General features: G+C 60.4%; 21 protein-coding genes. 17 read left to right on the top strand and 4 right to left on the bottom strand.

What is annotated here, in order from left to right; genetic code table 11:
• Positions 1-14 precede the first annotated feature (14 nt).
• From PHU01S_RS20345 to PHU01S_RS20295, 11 genes are all read left to right on the top strand, one after another.
• Entirely contained in the window at positions 15-1,976 is a 1,962-nt protein-coding gene (locus PHU01S_RS20345; protein WP_076357186.1) for a DHH family phosphoesterase, read from the top strand.
• Positions 1,973-2,419, top strand: a complete 447-nt coding sequence (gene rplI, locus PHU01S_RS20340; protein WP_048744292.1) for a 50S ribosomal protein L9 — start codon at positions 1,973-1,975, stop codon at positions 2,417-2,419. Before PHU01S_RS20345 ends, rplI begins: the two co-directional genes overlap by 4 nt.
• A 19-nt stretch (positions 2,420-2,438) precedes the next feature.
• Positions 2,439-3,794 (top strand): replicative DNA helicase, encoded by a 1,356-nt coding sequence (gene dnaB / locus PHU01S_RS20335; RefSeq protein ID WP_049868604.1) that lies wholly within the window; start codon positions 2,439-2,441, stop codon positions 3,792-3,794.
• A 467-nt stretch (positions 3,795-4,261) separates the two neighbouring features.
• Complete coding sequence (locus tag PHU01S_RS20330) at positions 4,262-5,548, top strand: adenylosuccinate synthase (protein WP_048744288.1); 1,287 nt, start codon at positions 4,262-4,264, stop codon at positions 5,546-5,548.
• A 181-nt stretch (positions 5,549-5,729) separates the two neighbouring features.
• A complete protein-coding gene (locus tag PHU01S_RS20325) occupies positions 5,730-6,578 on the top strand; it encodes a hypothetical protein (RefSeq protein ID WP_127509608.1) in 849 nt (282 codons plus the stop codon).
• A gap of 446 nt (positions 6,579-7,024) precedes the next feature.
• Positions 7,025-8,488: a M23 family metallopeptidase gene (locus tag PHU01S_RS20320; RefSeq protein WP_021881642.1), complete on the top strand. Its 1,464-nt coding sequence runs from the start codon at positions 7,025-7,027 to the stop codon at positions 8,486-8,488.
• A 145-nt stretch (positions 8,489-8,633) separates the two neighbouring features.
• Positions 8,634-9,383, top strand: a complete 750-nt coding sequence (gene yycF, locus PHU01S_RS20315) for a response regulator YycF (RefSeq protein WP_048749826.1) — start codon at positions 8,634-8,636, stop codon at positions 9,381-9,383.
• Entirely contained in the window at positions 9,383-11,215 is a 1,833-nt protein-coding gene (walK, locus tag PHU01S_RS20310; RefSeq protein WP_127509605.1) for a cell wall metabolism sensor histidine kinase WalK, read from the top strand. The genes yycF and walK overlap by 1 nt, the downstream gene beginning before the upstream one ends.
• Complete coding sequence (gene yycH, locus PHU01S_RS20305) at positions 11,215-12,786, top strand: two-component system activity regulator YycH (protein ID WP_127509602.1); 1,572 nt, start codon at positions 11,215-11,217, stop codon at positions 12,784-12,786. Before walK ends, yycH begins: the two co-directional genes overlap by 1 nt.
• Positions 12,786-13,598, top strand: coding sequence for a two-component system regulatory protein YycI (gene yycI / locus PHU01S_RS20300; RefSeq protein WP_048745322.1), 813 nt, complete (start codon positions 12,786-12,788; stop codon positions 13,596-13,598). Before yycH ends, yycI begins: the two co-directional genes overlap by 1 nt.
• A gap of 297 nt (positions 13,599-13,895) precedes the next feature.
• Complete coding sequence (locus PHU01S_RS20295) at positions 13,896-14,708, top strand: MBL fold metallo-hydrolase (protein ID WP_048745321.1); 813 nt, start codon at positions 13,896-13,898, stop codon at positions 14,706-14,708.
• Here PHU01S_RS20295 and PHU01S_RS20290 read toward each other — a convergent pair.
• Positions 14,671-14,922 (bottom strand): hypothetical protein, encoded by a 252-nt coding sequence (locus tag PHU01S_RS20290; protein WP_021880305.1) that lies wholly within the window; start codon positions 14,920-14,922, stop codon positions 14,671-14,673. The two genes, PHU01S_RS20295 and PHU01S_RS20290, sit on opposite strands and share 38 nt — an antisense overlap.
• Before the next feature lie 231 nt (positions 14,923-15,153).
• Here PHU01S_RS20290 and PHU01S_RS20285 point away from each other — a divergent pair, with 231 nt between their 5' ends.
• On the top strand, positions 15,154-16,527 hold the full coding sequence (locus tag PHU01S_RS20285) for a S1C family serine protease (protein ID WP_049868600.1): 1,374 nt from the start codon (positions 15,154-15,156) through the stop codon (positions 16,525-16,527).
• A gap of 166 nt (positions 16,528-16,693) precedes the next feature.
• Complete coding sequence (locus PHU01S_RS20280) at positions 16,694-16,861, top strand: CxxH/CxxC protein (protein ID WP_021880303.1); 168 nt, start codon at positions 16,694-16,696, stop codon at positions 16,859-16,861.
• A gap of 450 nt (positions 16,862-17,311) precedes the next feature.
• Here the strand turns inward: PHU01S_RS20280 and PHU01S_RS20275 are convergent, their stop codons facing one another.
• Complete coding sequence (locus tag PHU01S_RS20275; protein ID WP_373864549.1) at positions 17,312-19,708, bottom strand: 5'-nucleotidase C-terminal domain-containing protein; 2,397 nt, start codon at positions 19,706-19,708, stop codon at positions 17,312-17,314.
• Between the two features lie 221 nt (positions 19,709-19,929).
• On the opposite strand from PHU01S_RS20275, the gene PHU01S_RS20270 reads away from it, so the two are divergent.
• Positions 19,930-20,418, top strand: coding sequence for a pyridoxamine 5'-phosphate oxidase family protein (locus PHU01S_RS20270; protein WP_049869774.1), 489 nt, complete (start codon positions 19,930-19,932; stop codon positions 20,416-20,418).
• Between the two features lie 158 nt (positions 20,419-20,576).
• Here PHU01S_RS20270 and PHU01S_RS20265 read toward each other — a convergent pair whose 3' ends face one another.
• Positions 20,577-21,848: a sensor histidine kinase gene (locus PHU01S_RS20265; RefSeq protein WP_049869773.1), complete on the bottom strand. Its 1,272-nt coding sequence runs from the start codon at positions 21,846-21,848 to the stop codon at positions 20,577-20,579.
• Positions 21,848-22,525 carry a response regulator transcription factor gene (locus tag PHU01S_RS20260; protein WP_021880299.1) on the bottom strand — a complete coding sequence of 226 codons (678 nt, stop codon included), beginning with the start codon at positions 22,523-22,525 and terminating at the stop codon, positions 21,848-21,850. The genes PHU01S_RS20265 and PHU01S_RS20260 overlap by 1 nt, the downstream gene beginning before the upstream one ends.
• Positions 22,526-22,818: 293 nt before the next feature.
• On the opposite strand from PHU01S_RS20260, the gene PHU01S_RS20255 reads away from it, so the two are divergent.
• The 3 genes from PHU01S_RS20255 to PHU01S_RS20245 form a co-directional block, all read left to right on the top strand.
• Complete coding sequence (locus PHU01S_RS20255; protein ID WP_049868597.1) at positions 22,819-23,568, top strand: polyphosphate polymerase domain-containing protein; 750 nt, start codon at positions 22,819-22,821, stop codon at positions 23,566-23,568.
• Positions 23,565-24,245 (top strand): DUF4956 domain-containing protein, encoded by a 681-nt coding sequence (locus PHU01S_RS20250; RefSeq protein WP_048745318.1) that lies wholly within the window; start codon positions 23,565-23,567, stop codon positions 24,243-24,245. Before PHU01S_RS20255 ends, PHU01S_RS20250 begins: the two co-directional genes overlap by 4 nt.
• Before the next feature lie 20 nt (positions 24,246-24,265).
• Positions 24,266-26,325: carbohydrate-binding domain-containing protein (locus tag PHU01S_RS20245; protein ID WP_127509595.1), on the top strand; the 2,060-nt coding region annotated here is incomplete at its 3' end.

The following is a 26,325-nucleotide window of genomic DNA, read 5'->3' as shown; positions in this document are numbered from 1 at the left end:
CAGGGGCGTGTACTATGCCGAAGTTGCTTCTTAAGCGCTGGCACGGGACCCATATGGTGCTGGCTCTCGTCCTCATGATCGCGTTGTCGGCGGCCTTGTTCTGGTTCGAGTGGCCGCTTGGCGCGGCCGCGTTCGTCCTCACGATCCTCTGCGGCGTTTATATGTTCCTGGCGGAAAAAGCTTTCCGCAAGGATCTCAAGAAATATTTGGGCACCTTGTCCTACCGTGTCAAAAAAGTCGGCAGCGAAGTCATCAACGAGCTGCCTTTCGGCATCATTCTATTCAATGAGGATCGTATCGTAGAGTGGCATAATCCTTTTGTCGCGGACATGATGGACCGGGATTCGGTTGTCGGCGTTCCGCTGCTCGACCTGTTCCCCGCGCTCGCCCAGGCCAAGGATAGGCCGGGCAAGATGGAGGTCGCCGTCGGCGCCGATATTTACGAGCTGCTGTTCAAGCCGGGCGAAAAGCTTCTGTACATCCGTGAAATCACGGAGATGTGGCAGCTGTCCAAGGCTTATGAAGAAGAGAAGCTCGCGCTCGGTATCGTGTTCATCGACAACCTCGACGAGGTGTCGCAGTCGATGGACGATCAGCAGCGGACGACGCTGCTGTCCCGTGTCACGACGGAAATCACGGAATGGTCGCAGCAGGAGAACCTGTATATCAAGCGGCTCAACTCCGATCGCTTCCTTCTCATCACCGATCAGAAGGCGCTGAGGCAGCTGGAGCTGTCCAAATTCATCATCCTGGACGAGGTTCGGGAGATGACCGGCGATCTCAAGATTCCGATGACGCTCAGCATCGGCTTCGCTGCGGGTGCTTCGAGCATATCGGAGCTTGGCCAGTGGGCTCAGATCAGCCTGGACATGGCGCTTGGCCGCGGAGGCGACCAGGCGGCCGTGAAGGTGGGAGAGCGGCAGAGCTTCTACGGCGGCAAATCCAACGCGGTCGAGAAGCGGACCCGCGTGCGCGCAAGGGTCATCGCCCATGCGCTGCGCGACATGATCCGCGAGAGCGAGAAGGTCGTCATCGTCGGCCATAAGATGCCGGATATGGATGCCATCGGCGCTGCGATCGGCGTCGCCAAGGCAGCCCAGCATCTCGGCAAGGAAGCGTTCATCGTCCTGGAGGGCATCAACCCGTCCATCCAGAAGATGATGGAGCTGCTCAAGGAAGACGAGCGCCTGTACCGCCGCTTCATCTCGCCGGAGCAGAGCCTCGGGCTCGTCGATGCCCGGACGCTGGTCGTCGTCGTGGATACGCACAAGGCGTCGATGCTCAAGGAGCCGCGCATCCTCGGCCAGACCGGCCGGATCGTCGTCGTCGACCATCACCGCCGCGGAGAGGAGTTCATCTCCAATGCGGTGCTGATCTACATGGAGCCTTACGCTTCATCGGCCTGCGAGCTGGTGACGGAGCTGCTTCAGTATATTCACGACCGTCTCGTGCTCGACATCCGCGAAGCGACGTCTCTGCTCGCAGGCATCACGGTCGATACGAAAAGCTTCGCGCTGCGCACGGGCGCCCGCACGTTCGAGGCGGCCTCGTTCCTGCGCCGCAACGGCGCCGATACGTCGATGGTGCAGCGGATGCTGAAGGAAGATTTGGAAGAGTATTTGAAAAAAGCCGATATCATCAAGCATGCCGAAATCGTGCATGACCACATCGCCCTGGCGGTCACGGAGCCGGGCCAGCGCTATTCCCAGCTGCTGATCGCGCAGTCGGCCGATACGCTGCTGAACATGACGGGCGTCTATGCATCCTTCGTCATCGCGGAGCGGCAGGACGGACTCGTCGGCATCAGCGCGAGGTCGCTCGGCCAGATGAACGTCCAGGTCGTCATGGAACGGATGGGCGGCGGCGGTCATCTCACGAATGCCGCCTGCCAGATGGACGGTTCCGTGCGCGAGGTGGAAGCCAAGCTCAGGGCTGTGCTGAGCCAAATGAATGAGGAAGAGGAGTTGTTCGAATGAAAGTCATATTCCTGCAGGACGTAAAAGGCCAAGGCAAGCGCGGCGAAATCAAGGAAGTGTCGGAAGGCTACGTACGCAATTTCCTGCTCCCGAAAGGGCTCGTAAAGCCGGCTGAAGCAGGCAACATCAAGAACCTGGAGATGCAGAAGGCTTCGGAGGACAAGCGCAAGGCCCAGGAGAAGGCGGATGCCGAGGCGCTGGCCGCGAAGCTCGAAACGCTGACGATCGTTGTACGGACCAAAGCCGGAGAAGGCGGCCGCCTGTTCGGAGCCATCACGACGAAGCAGATCGCCGAAGCGCTGGAGAAGCAGGAAGGCATCAAGATCGACAAGCGCAAGATCGAGCTCCAGGAGCCGATCCGCGCGCTCGGGTTCAGCAATCTGGACGTCAAGCTGCACCCTCAGGTGAAGGGCAAGCTGAAGGTGCAGGCGGCGGAAGAATGAGAACGGAGGGACTACGGGGATGAGCCAGGACGGATTGATGTTTGACCGGGTTCCCCCGCAGAATACGGAAGCCGAGCAGGCGGTGCTTGGCGCCGTCCTGCTGCAGGCGGAAGCTCTGATCACGGCGATGGAGAAAATCCGTCCCGAAGACTTCTACCTGAACCAGCATCAGATCGTGTTCGAAGCGATGATCGAGCTGGGCGAGAACAACCAGCCGATCGACCTCGTCACGCTGACGGCGTATCTCAGCGACCGCCAGCAGCTCGACGAGGTCGGGGGCGTCAGCTATTTGGCCAAGCTGGCCACGGTCGTTCCGACCGCCGCCAACGTGGAGTACTACGCCCAGATCGTCGAAGAAAAATCGATGCTGCGGCGTCTGATCCGGACGGCGACTACGATCGTCTCCGACGGCTATGGAGCTTCCGACGATATCGGACTCATGCTGAGCGAGGCGGAGTCGCGCATCATGGAGATCGCCAACCGGCGCTCCAGCAGCGGCTTCGTCTCCATCCGCGACGTTCTGATGGAAGTATTTGAACGCGTAGAGTTTCTGTATACGAACAAAGGCGGTTCCACCGGTATTCCATCGGGTTTTGTCGATCTCGACAAGATGACGAGCGGCTTCCAGCGCAACGACCTTATTATCGTAGCGGCGCGCCCTTCGGTCGGCAAGACGGCCTTCGCGCTGAATATCGCCCAGAACGTAGGGGTTCGCTCGCGTGAGACGGTCGCCATCTTCAGCCTCGAGATGAGCGCGGCCCAGCTCGTCCAGCGTATGGTGTGCGCAGAATCCAATGTCGACGCCGGCCGCATGCGGACAGGCTTCCTCGAAGGCGACGATTGGGAGAAGCTCACGATGGCGATCGGAGCGCTGTCCGAGGCGGAAATCTATATCGACGACACGCCGGGCATCACCGTCAGCGATATCCGGGCCAAATGCCGCCGCCTCAAGAAGGAGCGCAACCTCGGGATGATTCTGATCGACTACCTGCAGCTGATCCAGGGCCGCGGCAAGTCCGGCGAGAACCGCCAGCAGGAGGTATCGGAGATCTCGCGTACGCTCAAGCAGATCGCGAGGGAGCTCGAGGTTCCCGTCATCGCCCTGTCCCAGCTCAGCCGGGGCGTCGAGCAGCGGCAGGACAAGCGACCGATGATGAGCGACTTGCGGGAATCCGGATCGATCGAGCAGGATGCCGATATCGTCGCGTTCCTGTACCGGGATGATTACTATGACAAGGAAACCGAGAAAAAGAACATCATCGAGATCATCATCGCCAAGCAGCGTAACGGCCCGGTCGGTACGGTGGAGCTTGCTTTCTTGAAAAATTTCAATAAATTTGTCAGCTTAGATCGAACCCACGAGCCAGCGTCATAGGCTTGCGGGTTCGATCAGGTGATTAAACCTTCCGGATAACCGGCGTTGCTTGCACAGGACGCATGGGGGTCCGGATTTTTTTTCATATCGGGCAAGAAGCCGTAGAGTTTTTGTGCCGTATTAAAGATTCTAGATGGTCCAATACGGAAAATGGCTCAGCCCGCTGCCTGCATCTGACCTGATCTTCGGAATTGTGCCGGGGTCGATCCGACCCCGGCATCTCTGTGATGCAAAATGCTTTGAGGCAAAGCAGGAATGCCCTCTAAATCCGAACATTAAACGAAACTGCAATGGTATCGTTCGCCTTATTTGTTGACATCCCATGGCAGGGCTGGTACACTGGGTTTGCTGCTTTTTTCGCCGCCCAGCTGCTTGCACGTAGTAACGTGCGAAAGCGCCTGCATGAGAGCATGTTCCGCGGCGAAGCATAAGACAGTAAATTCAGGCAGTAAAGCGGAGGTATGATCATGTCTACAGTTGTTGTTGTCGGCACGCAGTGGGGAGACGAAGGGAAAGGCAAAATTACCGATTATCTGGCGGACGGAGCGGAAGTGGTCGCCCGTTACCAAGGCGGAAACAATGCCGGCCACACGATTCTGATCGACAACAAGAAGTATAAGCTGACGATGATTCCATCCGGCATCTTCAATCATAATAAGACCTGCGTCATCGGCAACGGGATGGTCATCAATCCAGCCGCGCTGCTTGACGAAATCGATTATATCCATGAAAACGGGTTCTCGACGGACAACCTGAAAATAAGCGACCGCGCCCATGTCATCATGCCGTACCATCTCGTGCTGGACGGTCTTGAGGAAGAGCGCAAAGGCGACAATAAAATCGGCACGACTCGCAAGGGCATCGGCCCCTGCTACATGGACAAGGCGGCCCGCGCCGGCATCCGCATCGCCGATCTGATGGATGCGGAGGAGTTCGAAGGCAAGCTGCGCCGGATGGTAGAAGAGAAGAACCAGGTCATCCAGCAGGTGTATGGCGGCGAGCCGCTCGACGCAGACGCCATCCTGCCGGAATACCTCGCTCATGCGGAGCGTCTTCGCCCTTACGTGACGGACACGTCGGTCGTTCTGAACGATGCCATCGATTCCGGCAAGCGCGTGCTGTTCGAAGGCGCTCAAGGCGTCATGCTCGATATCGACCAAGGAACCTACCCGTACGTCACGTCGTCCAATCCGACCGCCGGCGGCGTCTGCATCGGCTCCGGCGTCGGCCCTTCCAAAATCCAGCAGGTCATCGGCGTAGCCAAAGCCTACACGACCCGCGTCGGCGACGGTCCGTTCCCGACGGAGCTGCATGACGCCATCGGCGACCAGATCCGCGAGACCGGCCATGAATACGGCACGGTAACGGGCCGCCCTCGCCGTGTCGGCTGGTTCGATACGGTCGTCGTGCGCCATGCCCGCCGCGTCAGCGGCATCACGGGCCTGTCCCTCAACTCCCTCGACGTCATGACGGGCCTGGAAACGGTGAAAATCTGCACGGGCTACAAGTTCCGCGGCGAGGTCATCGAGCACTATCCGGCCAGCCTGAAGATGCTGGCGGAATGCGAAGCCGTCTACGAGGAGCTGCCGGGATGGTCCGAGGATATCAGCGGGGCCAAGACGCTGGCCGACCTGCCGGAGAACACCCGCCGCTATGTGGAGCGGGTATCCGAGCTGACCGGCATCCCGATCGCGATCTTCTCCGTCGGCCGCAACCGCGAGCAGACGAATCCGGTTCGTCCGATTTACGAATAGGAAGACGAGCACGCAGCTGTCCGGCTAAGCCGGAGCTGCGTGTTTTTTTGTTGACTGCTCAACGGAAGGACCTCCGACCGTTGTGAAACCGGGTCGGTTCTCTTCCACTCTAGTGAATGCCCTCTCCCGAATATGCCCATACTGGTAGAACATAGCCGTTCTGTCGAGGGAGGAATCATAAATGAACTATAAAAAGATTGCGGTCTGGCTGGGCAAGACGGCAGCGACCGCGCTGCTGGCCAGCTTTTTGACGCTGTGGACGACGGGATACATCGTGACGAGCTATGTCGAGACGCTGCTCAAGCAATTCCATGTCCCCGTCCAGGTGCAGCCTCTGTCCATGTCCGGCGTCTGGGGCATGCTCTGGGGAGCGGACAAGCCCGCAGGGGCATCGGCTCCTGTGACAGCGCCGCTGGATTCGCCGCCTGCGGACAACTCCGGCGAAGACCAGGGGGCCGTTCCGTCCGGAACATCGAATGAAGGCGGCGGAGATAGGCCGGACAGCGGACATGCCGATCGTGATTCGTCCGGTATCGGCTCTGGAGCGGATGGCAGCGGGAACGGGCCGGCAGCAGGCAGCGGGAGCGCGGACGAGGCCGTCGGTTCCGGCGACTGGATACCGGCAGCCGGGGCCGGCAACGGCAGCATGGGAGGCGAAGCCGAGGGCGGAACGGCCCCGGCTGCGGGCGGAAGCGATGCCGCGAACGACGGCTCCAGCCCGTCCTGGGAGGCGGGCAGCGGGTCGCCCGCCGCCAGTGGAGGCGGCGAGTCCGGAATGCCTCCTGCGGGCAGCGGAGCTTCCGGGGGAAGCGGAATGCCGCGAAGCTCCGCAGCGGGAGGAGACGGAGGATCTGGAAGCTTGGGCAGTGGAGCATCCGCACCGGATTTTTCTGCCGGGGCTCCCTCCGCTGCGGCCTCCCCCTCTCCCTCGACGGATCGTTCTTCCGCAGCATCTCCTCAGGCGCAGCCGTCGGCCGATCCCGGTTCCGATGACGCAGGAGGAGCGTCGGGCCAGCCGCAAAATATATGAATTGAATCCTAGCGGTGGTTCAAAGTGTTACTCGACCATACTGGTTATGATTCGAGTGGCGAAATTGTGTCCGCGGTTAAACGGCGTCCTGCCGCCTGTTGCCGAAAGATGCCGGCCATTCTGAAAAAATCTTAATCTCGCACCGTCCAAGCCTCGGTTGTCCGTTAAAATGAACCTATGGTAAAGTTAAAGGCGAATTCTCCAATCGGAGCATTCGTCTTTTTTTGACTTCATTCGATTCGACCATCGGAGCCGAGCAAAGAGGTTCGGATTGCTCTGCATGTGCGCCCTTTAGGGGCGGAAGCCGTATTGCTTGACTGATCAAGCCGATTCCCTTGCTGATTCCTTGCTCGTTCAGCCCAGCGGCATAGTTGCCCGGGACCTGGCGAGATACATAGGACCAAAAAAGCAAATGCAATCGAGCATGCGAAGAAGGAGACACGGTAGTGATTGCTTACAACCAACAAGAACCGCTTAAGGATATGAGGCCCGCACCGGGGCCAACGCGAAAAAAATGGGGCTGGATCGGAGCGGCGGCGCTTCTGCTCGCCGTTTTGGCAGGAGGCTCCTATTGGGGCTATTCCCATTACGTCAACACCCATACGAACGAATATTACCAGGTTCTTCTGGACGGCAAGCCGGTAGGGACGGTAGACAAGCCGTCCACGGTGGCCGCGATGGTCAAGAAGAAGGAGCGGGAAACCGCAGAGTCGCATCCCAACCTGACCATGACGCTGCATACGGGAACGATTTCCTACGAGAAGGTCCGGGAATACAAGGGGAAGCCCGATAGCGAAGCGACCTTGGACAAGCTGGCGGAGGGCTTCACGGCGACGGCGACGGGAGCGGCGGTCAAGGTGGACGGCAAAGTCATCGGAATCGTGAAGAACGAGGAGACGGCCAGAACCGTGCTGGATCAGCTGCAAAGGAAATACGCGCCTCCTCAGCGGATGAAGAGCGCCCTCAAGGTCATGACTCTGTCGGCTTCGACGAAGGCCGCCGCGCCTGCCAACGGCATCAGCGGCGTCAAATTCGCCGAGGACGTGACGGTGGATGAGGCGGCGGAGCTGGATCCTTCCGAGATCCTCGGCCAGGACCAGCTGCAGCGCATTCTGACGAGCGGCACATCGACCGACACGAAGTATACGGTGCTCAAGGGCGACTGCGTCGGCTGCATCGCGTCCAAGTTCGGCATTTCCAAGGAAGTCATCTATCAGAACAACCCGACGATCGAAGACGATATGATCAAGGCCGGCGACATCCTGGACCTGACGGTCAAAAAGCCGGCGATCAACGTGGTCACGACGGAAAGCCAGTCGGAGATCATTACGACCGAGCCGCAGGTGATCATCCAGAAAAAAGCGACGATGAAAGCCGGCGAGTCGAAGGTCATCCAGCAGGGACAGCCGGGCTCCAAGCGGCTCACCTATTCGGTCGTCAAGCAGAACGGCTACAAGATGAGCGAGGATCTCGTCAGCATCGACGTCATCCGAAAATCCGTTCCGAAAATCGTCGTGCGCGGCACGAAGGTCGTCGTCGGGGAAGGAAGCGGGGACTTCATCTGGCCGGTATCGGGCCATCGCATCACGAGCACGTACGGCACCCGCTGGGGCAAGCTGCACAAGGGCATCGACCTCGTCGGCGGCAGCACGATCAAGGCGGCGGACGAGGGGTACATCGAATTCGCGGGCCAGAAGAGCGGATACGGCAATGCCATCATCATCAATCACCGCAACGGCTACAAGACGCTGTACGGACATATGAGCAAGCTGTCGGTGCGCACCGGCCAGGTCGTCGACCGCGGCCAGGCCATCGGGGTCATGGGCAATACGGGCCATTCCTTCGGCACTCATCTGCATTTCGAGATCTACAAGAACGGAGCGCTGCAAAATCCGCTCAAATTCTTATAACAAGCTACAGCATCCGGATGCCCGCAAGGGTTGTCCGGGTGTTTTTCGTTGCGGACGAGACGGCCATGCAAGGCGTGCCCGTGCTCTTTTATGGTAAACTAGAAGGTAACGGAATCAACAGTCCAAGAGGCAGGCGGTGACGGGAATGCACGGCAAAATACTGGTGGTGGACGACGAGCGTCCCATCGCGGATATATTGAAATTCAACCTGGAGAAGGAAGGCTACGAGGTCATCTGCGCCTTTGACGGCGGCGAAGCGGTGCGCATGGCATTCGAGGAGCAGCCGGATCTGATTCTGCTGGATCTGATGCTGCCGGTGAAGGACGGCATGGATGTATGCCGCGAGGTGCGTACGCGCCTGCAGACGCCGATCATCATGCTGACCGCGAAGGATACGGAGATCGACAAGGTGCTCGGGCTTGAGCTTGGCGCGGACGACTATGTGACCAAGCCGTTCGGGACGCGCGAGCTGCTCGCGCGGGTGAAGGCCCATCTGCGTCGCACGCAGAAAATCCAGGAGGCTTCCTCCGGGACGAGTCCGGGAAGCAAGGAAGAAGGAGGGGAAGAGCAGCAGGGCTTGAAGCTGTTCAACCTGTTCATCGATACGGATATGTACGTCGTCTACAAGGACGGCCAGCCGCTCGATCTGACGCACCGGGAGTATGAGCTGGTCTATTACCTCGCGCGCCACAGCGGCAAGGTCATGACCCGCGAGCATCTGCTGCAGGCGGTATGGGGCTTCGAGTATTTCGGCGACGTCCGCACCGTGGATGTGACGATCCGCCGGCTCCGGGAGAAGATCGAGGATGACCCGAGCCGTCCGGAATACATTCTGACCCGCCGCGGACTGGGCTACCTCATGCGCAATCCGAAGCACGGCGGCTTCGGCGGCTGATGAAGGGGCGCCGCTGGTTCAGCACGATCCAGGTCAAGCTGATCGCGATCTACATGCTGCTCATCCTGATCTCCATGCAGGTGATCGCGGTGTATTTCGTCAGCTCGGTGAAGACGTCGCTGACCGAGACGTTCACGAACAGCCTGAACGATCAGGCGCGCGCTCTGGCCGTGCTGGCGGCGGACAAGCTGACGGAGGAGAGCCTGGCCGCGCCCGCCGACAGCGGCAAGGAAGCCTCGTCCCTGTCGGAATACGTCAACAGCCTGTTCAGCCGCAGCGGCTCGGAGCTGCAGGTGCTCGACGCCAGCGGCCGCGTGCTGGCGGCGTCGGATGCCTACAGCGGCTACATAGGGAAGAAAAACACTTCCCTGATGGTCAGCCAGGCGCTGCAGGGCATTCCCGACAACGAGCAGGACATCCTCGACGAGGACAACGTGCGCAAAAAGATCATCACGCAGCCGATCAAATCCTCCGACAACCGGATCGTCGGGGCGGTCTACATCGTCGCTCAGATGACCGAGGTCAACGCTACGGTCGACCGCGTCAACCGGATTTTCGTCTCCGGCACGCTGATTGCGCTCGGCCTTACGGGCGTGCTTGGCGTCGTGCTGGCGCATACGATCACCAGCCCGATCAAAGGGCTGACCCGCCAGGCGGAGGCCGTGGCGGAAGGACGCTTCGACCAGCAGGTGCCGGTGCTCGCCGACGACGAGATCGGCCGCCTCAGCGAGGCGTTCAACGAGATGACGCATCGGCTGCGGGAAGCTCTCTCCGTCAACGAGGAGGAGAACGAGAAGCTGCAGTCCGTCCTCTCGAACATGAGCGACGGCGTCATCGCCGCGGACGAGTACGGCACGGTCATGGTGTCCAACCAGCGGGCGATCGAGCTGCTCGGCGTCGATACATGCGAAGGCTGCAGCCTCTCGGAGCTGCTGGAGCTGCCGCAGGAGCGGCTTGAAGCGCTGCGCAGGTCGCGCGGACTGGCCGCGGTGCTCGTGAAGGAGTCGCCGGACGGCGAGGAGCGCTGGGTGCTGCGCGTGACGCTGAGTCCGATCCACCGGCGCGGCCGCGGCATTACGGGGACGATCGCGCTGCTCCAGGATATTACCGAGCAGGAGAAGCTGGACCAGTCGCGGCGGGAATTCGTCGCGAATGTGTCCCATGAGCTGCGGACGCCGCTGACGACGATCCGCAGCTATGCGGAGGCGCTTGATGACGGCGCCCTTGCGGAGCCGGAGCTGGCCGGCCGTTTTGTCGGCGTCATCCGCAACGAGACCGAGCGGATGATCCGGCTCGTCTCCGATCTGCTCCATCTGTCGCGGCTGGATTCCCAGCAGTCGACGCTGCGGCGCCGGGAGACGGAAATCGCGGACATGCTGGATGAGGTCGCGGACCGATTCTCCGTCCAGATGCGCAAGAAGGGAATCCGCGCCGTCGTCCGCGTCGAGCCGGGCGTGCACACCGCCGTGCTGGACCGCGACCAGATCGACCAGGTGCTGGACAATCTGATGTCGAATGCGATCAAATACACGCTGGAGGGCGGCCGGATCGAGCTGGCGGCGCGCGAGCATGAGGGAGATATGCTCGCCGTCAGCGTCAAGGACTCCGGAATCGGCATTCCGAAGCGGGATCTGAGCCGGATATTCGACCGTTTCTACCGGGTCGACAAAGCCCGCTCGAGGGAAATGGGCGGCACGGGGCTCGGCCTGTCCATTGCCCGGGAAATTATCAAGGCGCACGGCGGGTCGATGGCTCTGGAGTCGGAGCTTGATGTCGGCACGACGGTGACGTTCTTCGTGCCGAGACTGCAGGAGAAGGGGGAGCCGGCCTAATGGAAAGAGCCAAAACATGGATGCTTGCCGTGCTTGTCGTGCTCAGCCTCGTCCAGAGCTACATGCTTTCCTACAGCGTGCCGGGAACTGCCGTGCGGACGCCGCAGAACTACGTCAATACGGAGCAGATGGGACCGGAAAGCAAAACCGAGGACGTGCTGTTCCCTGAGCAGATGATCCTGCATTTCGGCAACGGCAACCATACGGTGCTCAATCCGGGCGATCTCCCTTTCTACAGCCTGATCATGAGCAAATTGAAGGGCCGCCAGTTCGGCGGCTTCCAGCGGACGAGCGCCGAGATCGTGAACTGGCTGGAAATCCGCGACCGCAACCTCGGCATCGAGCTGAGGCTCGGCAGCGGGCTTCCGGTTCAGCTGCTCTCGCGCATGCTTCAGCTGGAAAGCAGCGACGGCACCTTCCAGTCGGACACGATCGACCGGATCTGGATCTTCCGCAGCGCCGGCAGCGAGGAAGTGAGGACGTTCTTCTTCAGCACCGACGGCAGCGCAGCGTATGAGGCGACTCAAGCCGACTTGACCGTGCGGGATGTGGAGGATGATGTCGGCCTCGGCGAATATTGGACTCCCTACAAGCCTAATATCTACGGCGTCTACCTGCCGCAGCAGCCGGTTGAAGCGGCCGAGGCGGAGACGAATTACCAGACGTACTCACCGGATCTGCTGCAGCGCAATCTGTTCTTCGACCCCGGCATGACGCGCAGCCGCAAAGACCGGACGGGCTCGCAGGTGTATACGGACGGCAAGCGGACGCTGCAGGTCGAGCAGGACGGGCAGTGGATCAGCTATACGGATCCGGCCGCGCCGCTCAGCGGAGCCGGGACGGGCGCAAGCCGGACGACTCCGGCCGGCAGCATCTCAAGCTCGGTGCTGTTCGTCAACCAGCATGGCGGCTGGGACGGCCTGCATCAGCTCGAGGGGATGACCGAGCCCCGAAGGCCGGACCGCACGCCTCAGCCGGGCGGTAGCGGCGCGGCGAACGGCTCAAGCGCCGGAGCGGATCAGCATTTCCTGCTGTTCCGCCAGTACTTCCGTTTCGGGGAGAACCGGATTCTGCCGATCGTTCCGTCGCCGGAGTTCCGCTTCGGCTATATTCAACTGACGGTCCAGCAAGGGAATGTCACCGCTTATGAGCGCTCGCTGATCACCCTCAGCGGCTCGCCGACACGCAAGGCGGTGCGCTGGCTGCCCGGCGGAAGCTCGCTGGAGGCCGCGATCTCGGGGTATGAGCGCCGTTCGGAGATTCGTTCCTTGTACCCGGCGGTGAAGGCGTATCGAGCCGATGAAGGCAGCATCCGGTTCACCCCGGTGTGGGCCGTCCGTCTCAAGGACGGCACGGAGCAGACGCTGATCGGGCCGCTCGCGGAGAGCTACGACGGATCGGATCTAACGAGAACCGATCTCTCGGCGGCTGCGCCGACGCCGACCCCCAGCCCGACGCCATCCCCGGGCGGCTCCGAAGGGCTCCAGGGTCCGCTGGCAAGCGGCAGCACCGCTGATGGCGGCGCGGCCGCGGATCCCGCTGCCGGCGCCGGGAAAGGGGGAAGCGGCTGATGGATTGGGGAAGGGCGAAAAGCGTTCTGATTCTAGCTTTTCTGCTGCTTAACATGCTGCTCGGCTATCAGCTCTGGATGGATGTGCGCGAGCGGCTGCAGCCGAACAATACGGTGGCTGGATTGTCCCCCGACACGCTGGCAGCGATGAAGAGCAAAGGCATCGAGCTGACAGGCGGCATTCCGAAGGAAACGCCGGAGCTGCAAAACCTGACCTATCGTTATGTAGACATGGATGCGGACGAGCAGAATGGAGACGCCTCTGGGGGAGAGGCGCAGGGCGGCGAGATCACGGAGCTTCAGACCCCCGTAGACAGCCGCGTCGTGTTCGACCCCAAGGAGCTGAGCAAGGCTCTGGGAGGCGTCATTCCCGAAATCGGCAAATACGATCTGGACACGGCGGTATATGACGACCGCAAGTTCGTGCTGTACCGGATGGCGGAAGGAAGGCCGATGTTCAACGTCCGGCTGGAGCTCTATTACAGCAATCAGCGGATTACCGGCTACCGGCAGCAGCGGATCGAGCTGCTCCCCTCGGAGCAGCAGAGCCCGCCGCAGTCCGTCCTGCCCGCCTCCAAGGTCATCCGCACGGAAATCATCGAGCGCTACGTTCCCGAGCATGCCGTCATCAAGGAAATTCGGCTCGGCTACAAGGAAGGCCAGCTGTTCGACTCCGAGACGCAGGTATCCACGCCGTCCTGGAGAATTCTGATGGAGGACGGCAGCGTCATCTACCTTCAGGCGTACAGCGGAGAGGTGCTGACGGACGCGGCTCAGCCGCAGCCGCCTTCCTCGCCGGGCACCGGCAAATAGAGAGGCGGCCGCCTCTGGACAAGGCGTTATGGCTGGCGCCAACGGCGGCCGCGGCACGAGGACCGGCATCCCGCGAAGCATGGGAGGCCAAGGGGCTTTCGCCGGGACGCACATTCCTTTCGGCCGGAATTTTCTTTTCCTTGGAAAGGCATGCCGTCATTGGTATGGTACAATAGGTTTTCATAGTGAAATGGCGAGCCGAGAGGCTCTGCAGCGGCATGAGGCCGTCTGCTTCATGCGATAGAGCGGATAGGCCTGCAGGAGCAACGCCTGGAGCGTAAGGAAGGAACATGCGGAATGGAATTCAGATTCACTGTGCTGGCGAGCGGTTCGACGGGCAATGCGACGCTGGTGCAGAGCGGGGACAAGACGGTGATGGTGGATGCGGGGCTCAGCCTCAAGAAGCTGGAGGAGCTCATGTATCTTCAAGGCGTGACAGGGCATGACGTGGACGCGCTGATGATCACGCACGAGCATTCGGACCATATCAAGGGATTGAACGCGCTGGCGCGCAAATATGAGCTGCCTGTATACGCCAACGAGGCGACCTGGGCGGCTCTGGAGCGGCATGCGGGCAACGTCCCGCAAGAGAGGCGCATCGTGATGGGCACCGGCGAGGAGATCCGGTTCGGCAGCATGGGAGTGCGCTCGTATCCGATCTCCCACGACGCGGCCGAGCCGGTCGGCTATACGTTCACGGATGACGGCTACAAGCTCAGTCTGGCGACGGACCTCGGTTATGTCAGCGACATCGTCCGCCGCAACATCATCGATTCCGACGTGCTCGTCCTGGAATCGAACCATGATCCGGAGATGCTGCGCATGGGCCGGTACCCATGGAACATCAAGCGCCGGATTCTCAGCGATATCGGCCATTTGTCCAACGAGGCCGCCGGAGAGGCGCTGTGCGAGCTCATGACGGACCGGACGAGGCGGGTATACCTGGCTCATCTCAGCTTGAACCACAACATGCCGGACCTGGCCAGGCTGACGGTCAACCAGGTCATGGAGGACAAGGGACATTTCTTCCGGCAGGACGAGCATCCGCTGCGCGGAACGTATCCCGACCAGCCTACTCCATGGGATCAAATAAAGCGGAAAGCGCTTTGAGCGGCTCGTTGTCCGCGGCTTCCAGCTGAGCCGACTTGGCCTCCAGCTCCTGCCGGGTAAGCAGGCCCTTCTCGACGAGCAGCTCCAGCATGGCGCTCAGCGCGAGGAGGGTGCGGTACTGGTTGTCGGCCAGATCTCCCATCTTGGCGTGCAGGGTTACCTGGTCCCAGGCGTTAGGGACTCCAGCCGGCGGTTGAACAAGCTTGATATCCATGTCGGAATCACTCTTCCTTTGACCAAGATTGGAGCGGACCTGCAACATTCGGTGCCTTGAGGTCGTTGAATAGGTAACAGGCAGACCGGCTCTCTATTATTATTCTAGACGAATCTTCCGAAATCATTCCAAGTAGAGAAAAAACATCCTGTAGTTGAAAATCAGGCAGGCACGTATGCTTAACTATATGGCAGTTACCGCGTGCGCATATCACGGGAGGAGCGGGTTACAGTGGGATTGTTCGACGATGAGTTTTATTCGACAGCAGTATCCCGGCGCACAAGCAAAAAAAACCGCAAGCCAATCTCCGGGTTCCCGCTGCGCAGCCGCAGAAGCTGGGGAGCGGGCCGGCTCGTCGCCGTATCGGCCGCCAGCGGGGCCGTCATCGTCCTGGTGCTGACGCTTGCCATCGGCAGCGGCGGCACTCAGGCTGCCGCCGTCAGCGAAGCGGCATCGCCGCCAGCGGCCGGACTGGTCGCTCCCGGCGACGCGATCCAGCAGACCGTCGCCGCATCCGCCAAGGTGCGTCCGGCCGTCGTCAGCATCGTCAACGAGCAGGCGGCTCCCGACCGCAGCCAGAGCGGCAGCGGGTCTGCGGACAATGCAGACGGGGGCAGCGCGATGCAGCCGGATACGCCGGAAGGCCAGGCAGAGGACGCGCCGGAAGGCGAGCTGCAGCCGGCCAGCGTCGGCAGCGGCGTCATCTTCGCCAAGAAGGACGGCAAGGCGTACATCATCACGAACAACCACGTCGTGGAAGGCGCATCGGCGTTGAAGGCCGTCCGTATCAACGGCGAATCGCGTCCCGCCAAGCTGGTGGGCAGCGACTACATTACGGATCTGGCTGTGCTGGAGATCGACGGCAAGGGCATCGACATCGTGGCGGAGCTCGGCGATTCCTCCAAGCTCCAGTCCGGAGAGATGGTCATGGCGATCGGCAACCCCCTCGGCCTCGGCGACTCCCTGTCCATGGGCATCGTCAGCAAGACGAAGCAGATCATTCCCGTCTCGCTGAGCCAGGACGGCAACTACGATTGGGAGCAGGAGGTCATCCAGACCGATGCTTCCATCAATCAGGGCAACAGCGGCGGTCCGCTCATCGACATGCAGGGCAAAGTAATCGGCATCAACAGCATGAAGATCGCGGATGTCGGGGTTGAAGGGGTCGGTTTCGCGATTCCGGTCAACAACGTCATTCCGATCGTCGACCAGCTGATGGCAAGCGGCAAGGTTCCGCGTCCGTATCTCGGCGTCTACACGCTGGATCTGGCTTCCTACTTCGCACAGCAGAGCCTGCCGGGCAGCAAAGGCTCCGCGCAGGGATCGGACGGCGAGGCAGAGGGCTCCGGTCCGAAGCTTCCCGCCGAGGTGAAAAAGGGCGTCATCGTCCTGGAATCGGTCGGTCCCGCCCTGGATGCGGGGCTGCAGTTCAACGACGTCATCGTGCAGCTGGACGATCAGCCGATCAGCAGCACGATGGAGCTGCGCAAGTACCTGTACGGCAAGAAGCAGATCGGCGACAAGATCAAGGTGACGTTCTATCGCGACTCCAAGCAGGAGAGCGTCACGTTCAAGCTCCAGGACAAGGCGGACGACGACGAGTAGCGTGATTGGAGCGATAGAGAACGTGGGATCGATCCGGCTTGCAGCCTGCAGGCCGGATTTTCTTTTATTTCCCGGAAGCAGGGGATTGAATGCCTCTGCCGGGGATGTGGTACAATGGTAGGGACGAAGGTAAACTTACAAGATACGAAGCGGGGTAGGTCATCGAATGTATTGCGTGTGCAAGGAGCATATTGAGCTGGCTTTGGACAAGTTCGTGGATGAGTACGAGGATGCGCCGGATATGGTGAATCTGAATGAAACGCATTTTGCGAATTGGGACCCGCCGGTGAAATGTGACTTGTGCGAAGAGAAAGCGGAATTCTTGATCGTATAATCCGGATGAGATTGTAAGGCCGCACGGACTGCCGGCAGGGCGGGACGTTCCGAAGAGCTTCTTTCCCCAGGCGGGAGAGAGGCTTTTTTCTGTGGATGGCGATGGAATCCAACCAGAGTCCGGCTGTGGATAAGAGAGGTAGCTTGAGTTAAGGAGATATCCACATGTGGATATTCGAGACGGCGAGTTTATGAACGGGTTTATCCACATATTCACCGATATAGCGGGAGATGCGATTGAAGCCGCTCATGGTCAAGCAGCGGCGATGGATAAGGTAACGGCTATTGGCTTATGCCTAGAGCGGCTGAGGCAGAGATAAGCGCCCGGAAGATGGATTGCTTGAAAGGCAAGTTCCTTCCATGCGTTTTGCAGGCTGTGATCGTCGCGGATAGACCCTCCTTGCATGAGAAAAGGCTGCCCCCTAGGGCAGCCTTTTTGAATCCTACCGATTTACTTGATGACGGCGACGTACTTGCCGTATACGAAAGCTTTGTTTCCTTTGTAGCTTACCTCGATCCAGCCCTGCTTCCAGCCCGTAACGGTGAACACCGTACCTTTTGGCACCGTGGCCAAAATCTTCGCCTTCGAGGACGCCTGGGCGCGCACGTTCAGGAAAGCGGCGGTCACCTTGGCTTTCTTCTGAAGTGATGGGACGGGCTTCACCGTTGCCGGCTTGCCCGGTTTTACCGCAAGTGGAGGTTTCGGAGCCGGAGCTGCTGTAGCCGCCGGAGTCGGAGCCGGAGTCGCTGCAGCCGTCGGAGTCGGAGTCGCCGGACTAGGAGCCGCCGTAGCCGTCGGAGCCGGAGTCGCGGGATTCACCGGAGAAGGCGTCGGCGAGACGGACGGAACGACAGGCGGGTTGGTCGGAGCCGGACTCGCGGCATCCTTCCGCGCTTTGTTCAGGCTTTGATAGAACTCGCCTTTGGTTTTCAGCCCTTCGAACAGAGCTTTGCTCACGCCCGCTTTGGCGGACAGCTGGGCGATTTCATCCGCGCTGACGGCATCCCGGACGTTGATGGAGGCCACATTCGTATACTTGCCGTCATCCGTCGCTGGAACCGGCAAAATGCCGGCATTGATCAGCTCCACGATGTCGGCGCGGACCGGAGCGGCCGTATCGACGCCGGTGATTTTCCAATGCTGGGCCGGCTGCGGCTCATACACGCCGTTCTGGACTTCCTTCAGGTAAGAAATGGACAGGTTGCGGATCGTGCCCTTGTCCTCGCCGAATGCGGTCGCATCCTTGGAAGACCACAGCTGCTTGAAGGTACGGCCTGCAAGCGCTCCTCCAGGAGCTCTCAGAGCATCCATGCGGTAGGCGTTCATGCCTAGTTTCAGCGTATCGCCTGGCAGGATGGGGTTGCCTTTGAGATCGGCCAGATTCTTGATTCGGCTGCCGTAAGGCTCGGTCAGGTCGATCTCATAGGTCACGCCGCCGAAGAAATCGTTCGTGCTGTATTTGGAGGCGCGCCGCTTCTTGTCGAAGCTGACCGTGACGTCGCCCGGACGGGTGGAGTTGAAGTAGCCTGCCGCCCACTCCATGTAGTCCTTCAGATCCTTGCCGGTCACCTCGTAGACGGTGACTTCGCCGAGGGCGAACTGATAGTTGAAGGCGATGTCCTTCTTCTTGATCGGGCCGACGTCGAGCTTCGCCTTGTCGTTGTCGATCTGATGGGCGACGACATCCGCCTTGCTGTAATGGAGCATCACTTCGCTGAAGAAGTCCGACAGCGGCGTCTCCTGGACCTGAACGGCCGGAATGCCCTTGATCTCGTCGGCCGGGACCATGTTCATCCCTTTCAGCTGGGCCACGATGGTGTTTGCATCCGCCCGGGCGAACTCATGGAAGGACTGCAGCTTGCCTTCGAGGCCGGGGTCGGACACGGCGAACGTGCCGTCTGCCGCCTTCACCGGAAGCGCGAACGCCTGCTTTTCCTTCAGCACCATCCTGTCTCCCTGCTTCTCGAACGTAAGGTCGATCCGGGACAGATGGGAGCCGTACTTGTTCGGCTCCGAGATGATGACGCCGTTCACCGTCTCGGATTCGACGAGCGTATGCATATGTCCGGCGAAAATGGCGGCGAGCTGCGGATTGGCATTGGCCACGTCCTTCACGCCTGTGCCGGGCTTGCCATTCTCATTCTCCAGGCCCATGTGCATGAGGCCGACGATGGCGTCCACCTTGCCGTCGAGCTCGGCGATGGCTTTTTTTGTCTCTTCCACGGGATCCTTGACGACGACGCCGTCCAGATGGTTGGTTCCTTTCTCGAATTCCGTGATCATAGGCGTGTTCATGCCGACAACGCCGATCTTCACGCCGCCTCTCTCGATGATCGTGTAGGCCGGCATGTAGCGTTCGCCGTTCTCCTTGTAGATGTTGCCGACCAGCGGCTGGCCGTGGAATTGGGAAGAAATTTTCGCCAGCACGTCGAGGCCGAAGTTGAATTCATGGTTGCCCATGACCCAGGCGTCATAGTTCATTTCGTTCATGGCGACCATCATCGGAGACTGCGGCTGGTCGTTGAACAGCTCGGCCGAGTTGTCCTGGATCATGTCTCCAGCGTCGAGCAGAATCGTATTGGGATTCTCCGCGCGCACCTTCTTGATCATCGTGTACAGCTGGGTCATGCTCCCCGCGGGGTTGGGACCGTCCAGGGCGTAATCCCAAGGCATGAAGCGGCCGTGAATGTCGGAGGTGCCGAGCAGCGAGATCGTCGTCGTATCGGCTGCCGCCTCCTCCGCGTGAGCGGTCGGAGCCGTAAGCGGTGCAGCAAGAGCAGCGGCTGACAGCGCGAGGCCGAGAAGGAGCTTGGCGCTGCGCTTGAGAGGATTGGACAAGGTAGGAATCTCTCCTTTTGAATGGTTAAGAATATGTAAATGAGGTTCTCGTAAAGTCTATTGCATATCCAAAAGGATGTAAATCCTTCCATGCAGCGGGGGAGACGGCTGGTTTGGCTGTCCTTCATTTCGTTTAAGAAGATATCACTTGGGAAGGCTTGTAGAGTGCAGGCCGAATCCGCTTGTCGGAGCAGCAACGGAAATCAAACTAAATGAATGAGGTGACCAGCATGTCGAATCAACATACCGCAAGCCAAGAGGCTGTCGAGAAGGTCCGGGATCTGATCAAAGGAATCGATATCGCGATGCTCACGACGGTAACGGACGAAGGTCTGGTGTCCCGTCCGATGCAGACCCAGGAGGTCGAGTTCGACGGAGACCTGTGGTTCATCACCACAAAGGAAACGGACAAGTTCGAGGAGCTTCAGCATAATCGCAACGTCAACGTCGCCTACGTCGGCAAATCGTATGTGTCGGTCCGCGGCGAAGCCGAGCTGGTGAACGACCGGGCCAAGATTAAGGAGATCTGGAATCCGACCTACGAGAAGCTGCTCGGCATGTCGAGCGACGATCCGGATCTGGTGCTGATCAAGGTGAAGGCCGAGACGGCGGAATACTGGGAAACCGGCAGCAAGGCCAAGATGGTGACCCAGCTGTTCAAGAAGATGACGGGCAAGCAGGAGCATATGGATTTGAACAAGACGGTGGAATTGAACTGACGCAGGGATGGAAAAGAAAAAACGCAGGAGGCGCTCTTTCGAGACGCTTCCTGCGTTTTTGGCATGGCTTTCTGATTCAGTCATAGAGAGCGCTACGCACCGTCATTCCACCTCATTGTGCACGGGGAAGACGGCCTTGGATTTGGATGTTCGAAAGCTTAAAAAACGGAGGGCACCATGAAATAAAAGGACGTCGAGCTGCCGGGCTCGCTCTTCGCCCAGATCCGTCCCCCATGCTGCTCCAAGATCGACCTCGCGATCGCCAGCCCCAGCCCGTAGCCGCCGCCGCTGCGGGAGCGGGAGGCGTCGACCCGGTAAAAGCGGTCGAATATTTTCTCCAGATGCTCGGGGGGGATTCCATCCCCGGTATTGGACACCTTCAACTGAATCTGGTTATGCTGCTTCATCAACTCGACGTTGATGGAGCCTTTTTTGTTGGTGTATTTCACGGCGTTGTCCAACAGGATCATGACGACCTGGCGGATCTGCTCGCTGCTGCCGACGGCAGTCAGGCCGGGCTGAATCTCATACGAGAATTCCAGGTCCTTTTCGTAGATGACCGCCTCCATCGTCAAAATGACGCTTTCCACCGCTTCGCTCAGGTTGAACGGAACCTGGAGCACCCGGTCGCGGGCATCCTCCATCTCGGTCAGGTACAGCAGGTCGTTCGTCAGCGTCTTCATGCGCTCGGTTTCCGACTTGATGTGATGCAGCCACTTGGCTTGAGCGGCGATCGTGTCGTCGCTGTTCGCGAGCAGCACGTCGGCGTTGGTGTTGATGACGGCCAGAGGCGTCTTCAGCTCATGCGAGGCATCGGCGATGAAGCGCTTCTGCTTGTCGAACGCCTCCCGCACCGGAGCGATGGAGCGGCCTGCGAAGTACCGGCTCACAAAATAGATGACGGCGAGCATGACGAGAGCGACCAGAGAGAACGTGTAGATCATCGTGGTGAGAATTTTCTGCTGGGCGGTCACGTCCAGGTAAACGACGGTATAGCCTTCCGCGGTACGCTGCGTGCTGTACGCCCAGTCGGTGCCGTCGAGCGTAAAGCGGCCGTTCTCGACCGGATTCGCGACGGCGCGCTCCTTGGCCAGCTCATAGAACTCGTCGTCCATGTCGAAGCGCGAGTCCTTGGCCAGCAGGTTCCACTCCGCATCCGTCCGCAGAGCGAACGAGACGGAGCGCTCGGGAGGCGGATTCATTCCTCTGCCGCCACCGCCGCCCGTCGGCGTCTTCATGCCGCCGCCGGGGCCGCCTTGGCCGGGACCTCCTTGATGAAAGAAATCGGAGACGCGCCCGAGCTCCATGTCGATGTCATGGCTTGTATTCTGATAGGTGATCGTGTAGATGGACCCGAAGGCGACGAGCATGATGATCGAGATGATCACCATGTTCATCATCAGGAACCGGTTGCGCAGCCGATTGAAGATCATTCCGTCGCCTCCAGTACATACCCGACGCCCCGGATCGTATTGATGCGGACCGATGCGTCCAGGAACGCCAGCTTTTTCCTCAGGAACGAAACATACACTTCCACGTTGTTGTGCTCCGCCTCGGAGTCGAAGCCCCACAGCTTCTCGATCATCTGCTCCTTGGACGTCACGGCCGACCTGCGCGTGATGAGCAGCTCGAGCAGCTCGCTTTCCTTGAGGATGAGCTTGAGCTCCTTGCCCTGGCAGGAAAGCCTCAGCGTCGAGGTGTTCAGCTCGATATTGCCGAACCGCAGCCCGTCCTCCGGCACGACCTCGCCCTTGCGCCGCAGCGCCGCCCGCATGCGGGCCAGCAGCTCGTCGGTGTTGAACGGCTTGGCGATGTAATCGTCCGCTCCATGGTCCAGGCCCGAGATTTTGTCCGTGACTTCGCCCTTGGCCGTCAGCATGATGACCGGCGCCGCGATGCCTTCCGCCCGGATCGCCTTGAGCAGCGTCATCCCGTCCATGCCGGGAAGCATGATATCCAGCAGAAGCAGATCGTAGATGCCGCTGAGCGCGTAATCGAGTCCCGCGTGGCCGTCGTTCACGACGTCCACCGAATAATGGTTTTTTTTCAATAGTTGAGAAAGCGCCTCTGCCAGATGCACTTCGTCTTCGACTATCAATATGCGCATGAGCCAAGTCCCCTCCGTCTCTTCCTCTCCAAGCCGCCTTGCACGCCCATTATAGGAAGCGAACCTTTAATCAACCTTAATCGTAGCATTCGGGCGGACATGCACCCAAGCCCTAAAATTCCGGATTCCGCTGGACGGGCAGGGTCTGTGGAAGGGAAAGTCCTTGAACGTCAAAGCATTCTATTTTTCCTCTCCGTCAATTGTTTAAGTTTCGTTAAAGGTTGACCCACTAAGCTACAGACATGAAGGGGCGAGGCCATCGCCCGACATGACTTGGAAAGGGGCGCTGCCCAGTGGCGATCGAAGTGTTCAACCGGTACGAAAACAAGTATTTGATGGATACAAAAGCCTTCTACGGCATCTACAACCGCCTGATGGCATACATGGAGCTCGATGAATACAACCGCGACGACAAGTTCTACTCCATCAGCAATCTCTACTATGATACCGAGCATCACTCGCTCATCCGCACCAGCCTCTCGAAGCCGAAGTACAGGGAGAAGCTGCGCATCCGCGCTTACGGGGTGCCGGGGAGCGACGCCAAGGTCTACCTGGAGCTCAAGAAAAAAGTGTTCGGCCTCGTCAACAAAAGAAGGTCGGCGATGAAGCTGAGCGAAGCCTACGAATTCGTCCGGACAGGCTGCCAGCCGGTCTGGCGGCCAGGAATGAACCGGCAGGTGATGAATGAAATCGACTATTTCCTGAGCCGGTACGAGCTGCAGCCGATGACGTATCTGGCCTACGACCGGATCGCAATGTTCAGCAAGGAGAGCCGCGATCTGCGGATCACGTTCGACACGAACATCCGTTCCCGGCGGCATGACCTGCTGCTCGAGAAGGGCGATTACGGGGAGCAGCTGATGGAGCGGGGACAGTGGCTGATGGAAGTGAAGGCACAGAAGACGATTCCCGTCTGGCTCGCGCAGCTGCTGTCGGAGCTCGGCATGTACCGCACCAGCTTTTCCAAATACGGCAACGAATATAAACAATCCATCCGCCATGCAAACGCACCGCAGATCGAAAGGGAGAGAATCGTTTTATGATCGAATCCATCTTTGCCTCCACAGCAACCGACACGACGCTGACGCTGCCTCACGCGCTGCTCACCGTCCTGATCGCCATCGCCGTCGGCGCCGTCATCAGCCTGACCTACATGAGGACCCAGCCCGCGTACTCGCAGAGCTTCACGCTCACGATGATCGTGCTGCCCGTCATCGTCGCCATCATCATCCTGCTCATCGGCAGCAATATCGCCAGGGCTTTCAGCCTTGCGGGCGCCTTCTCGATCATCCGCTTCCGCAGCGCTCCGGGCGATGCCAAGGACATCTCCTATGTCCTGTTCTCCATGGCGGCAGGCCTCGCCTGCGGCGTCGGGGCTCTCGGCTACGCGGTGCTGTTCACGATCATCCTGTGCGGGCTCATGTTCGTCCTGAAATTCGTGAACTTCGGCTCCCATAAGGAAGCCATGAAAACCTTGAAGGTGACGATTCCCGAAAATCTCGGGTATGAAGAAGCTTTCCACGAAGTGTTTCGCAAGTTCAACGTCGGGTATGAGCTCAAGAAGGTGCGCACGACGGAGCTCGGCAGCCTGTATGAACTCGTGTATTCGGTGAAAATGGGGCCGGAAACGAACCCGAAGGACTTTCTCGATGCCGTCCGCACCCGCAACGGCAATCTGGACATTACCCTCACGATGAGTCCCGTCGTGCAGGAATACTAAGCGAAAAGAGGTCGATGACGATGAAACATCCCTATCAAACGAAGCTGGCTGCGCTGGTTCTCCTGTCGTCGCTTGTGGCTGCGGGCTGCAGCAATGCGAATTCGACGGATTCGGCTGCCGATGCAAGCGGCGGCACGGCCGTGAACGCCTCGGCGAATACGGCTGCGGCCGTCGCCAAGCTGGCCGGGCTCAAGCTGGCGGATGTCGTCAAGTACGATGACGACGACATCTCCGCGGCATGGGACGCGGCGAGCTCGACCGCGGTCAAGCTGAGCGGAGCAAGCGCCAGCGTCGAGGGCTCCGGGGCCGCGGCCGATGGAGGGACCGTGACCATTACGGCGGCGGGGACGTATGTGCTGAGCGGCAAGCTCGAGGGCGGCGTTGTCGTCGATTCGAAGGACGACGGCATCGTGCATATCGTGCTGAACGGCGCGGAGATCGTCAATGCAAGCGGACCCGCCATCTATGTGAAGGCGGCGGGCAAGACGGTGCTCACCCTCCAGGAAGGCACGGAAAATGCGGCGGCCGACGGCGAGAAGTACGCCGACAGCTATACGACCGCAGACGACACGCCGACGGCGGCGATCTACAGCAAGGATGACCTGACGGTCAACGGCACGGGCAAGCTGAGCGTGACGGCGCTGAACAACGACGGCATCACGAGCAAGGACGATCTCAAGATTGTCAGCGGCACGATCGCCGTGGAGTCCAAGGACGACGGCCTCGTCGGCAAGGATCTGGCCGCGGTCAAGGACGGCAGCATTACGGTGAAGGCCGGCGGCGACGGCATCAAGTCGACCAACGATACGGATGCCGACAAAGGTTATGTGGCGATTGCGGGAGGAACGTTCTCCATCGTGTCGGAGAACGACGGCATTCAGGCCGCCAGCTCGCTGGTGATTGAAGGGGGCTCGTTCGAAGTCGCCACCGGCGGCGGCAGCGCCAATGCCGAGCCGCATCAGCAGGAAGGCCCTCCACAGTGGGGCGGACAGCAGGGGCAGGGCGGCACGATGCCGGAAGATCCGAACGGCACGCAGCAAGGTCAGTCCGGCGATGCGTCGGCCCGGACGCCGAGCGCCACGGAGTCGGGAACGACGGAGGCAGCCGGCACGGAGTCGGCCAGCGCCAAGGGGCTGAAGGCATCGACAGGCATCTCGGTGGCGGGCGGCGTGTTCAAGCTCGATTCCGCCGATGACGGCGTTCACAGCAACGGCGCCGTCGCCATTGCCGGGGGAGATTTCAGCATCGCGACGGGTGACGACGGCATCCATGCGGACGCTTCGCTGGCGATCAGCGGCGGGAAGATCAACATCACCGGCTGCTATGAAGGGCTGGAGAGCGCCAGCATCGCCATTTCGGACGGAGAGATCCATATCGTCGCCAGCGACGACGGCGTCAACGCCTCCGAGGGCTCCAGCGAGAGCATGGAGGCAGGCCAGGGCGGCGGAGGCATGGGAGGCCCCGGCGAGGCGGCAGGCAACGCCCTGCTGGCCATCAGCGGCGGGTATATGACGGTCGACGCGGCTGGCGACGGACTCGACTCCAACGGCTCGATCACGATGTCCGGAGGCACGGTGCTCGTGAACGGGCCGACGATGGACGGCAACGGCGCTCTTGACTACGACGGCACGTTCGAGCAATCCGGAGGCTTGCTGATCGCCGCGGGCAGCTCCGGCATGGCGCAGGCGCCATCCGAGACCTCCTCCCAGCGCGCTGTCTTGATGACCTTCCCGGCCCAAGTCCAGGCCGGCACGCTGGTGACGCTGGCCGACAGCGCGGGCAAGTCCGTCGCGACCTTCGCCCTGGCCAAGGCGATCCAGAGCATCGTCATCTCGGCGCCGGAGCTGAAGGCGGGAGAAAGCTACACGATCAGCACCGGCGGCAGCTCCGACGCCGCTCAGAAGGATGGCCTCTATGAAAGCGGCGCCTACAGCGTAGGCACCAAGGTCGTGAGCTTCACCCTCGGCGACAAGGTCACCTATGTCAACGAGTCCGGCGTCACGACGGCGCCGAGCGGATTTGGCGGCGGCGGCGGAGGCCGCGGCCCCGGGGGCGGCGGAAAAGGCTTCGGCGGCGGAGG

It is taken from the genome of Paenibacillus humicus NBRC 102415 (assembly GCF_004000905.1).
Taxonomy (GTDB): domain Bacteria; phylum Bacillota; class Bacilli; order Paenibacillales; family Paenibacillaceae; genus Paenibacillus_O; species Paenibacillus_O humicus.
This window is presented reverse-complemented; position numbering and strand designations above follow the sequence as displayed.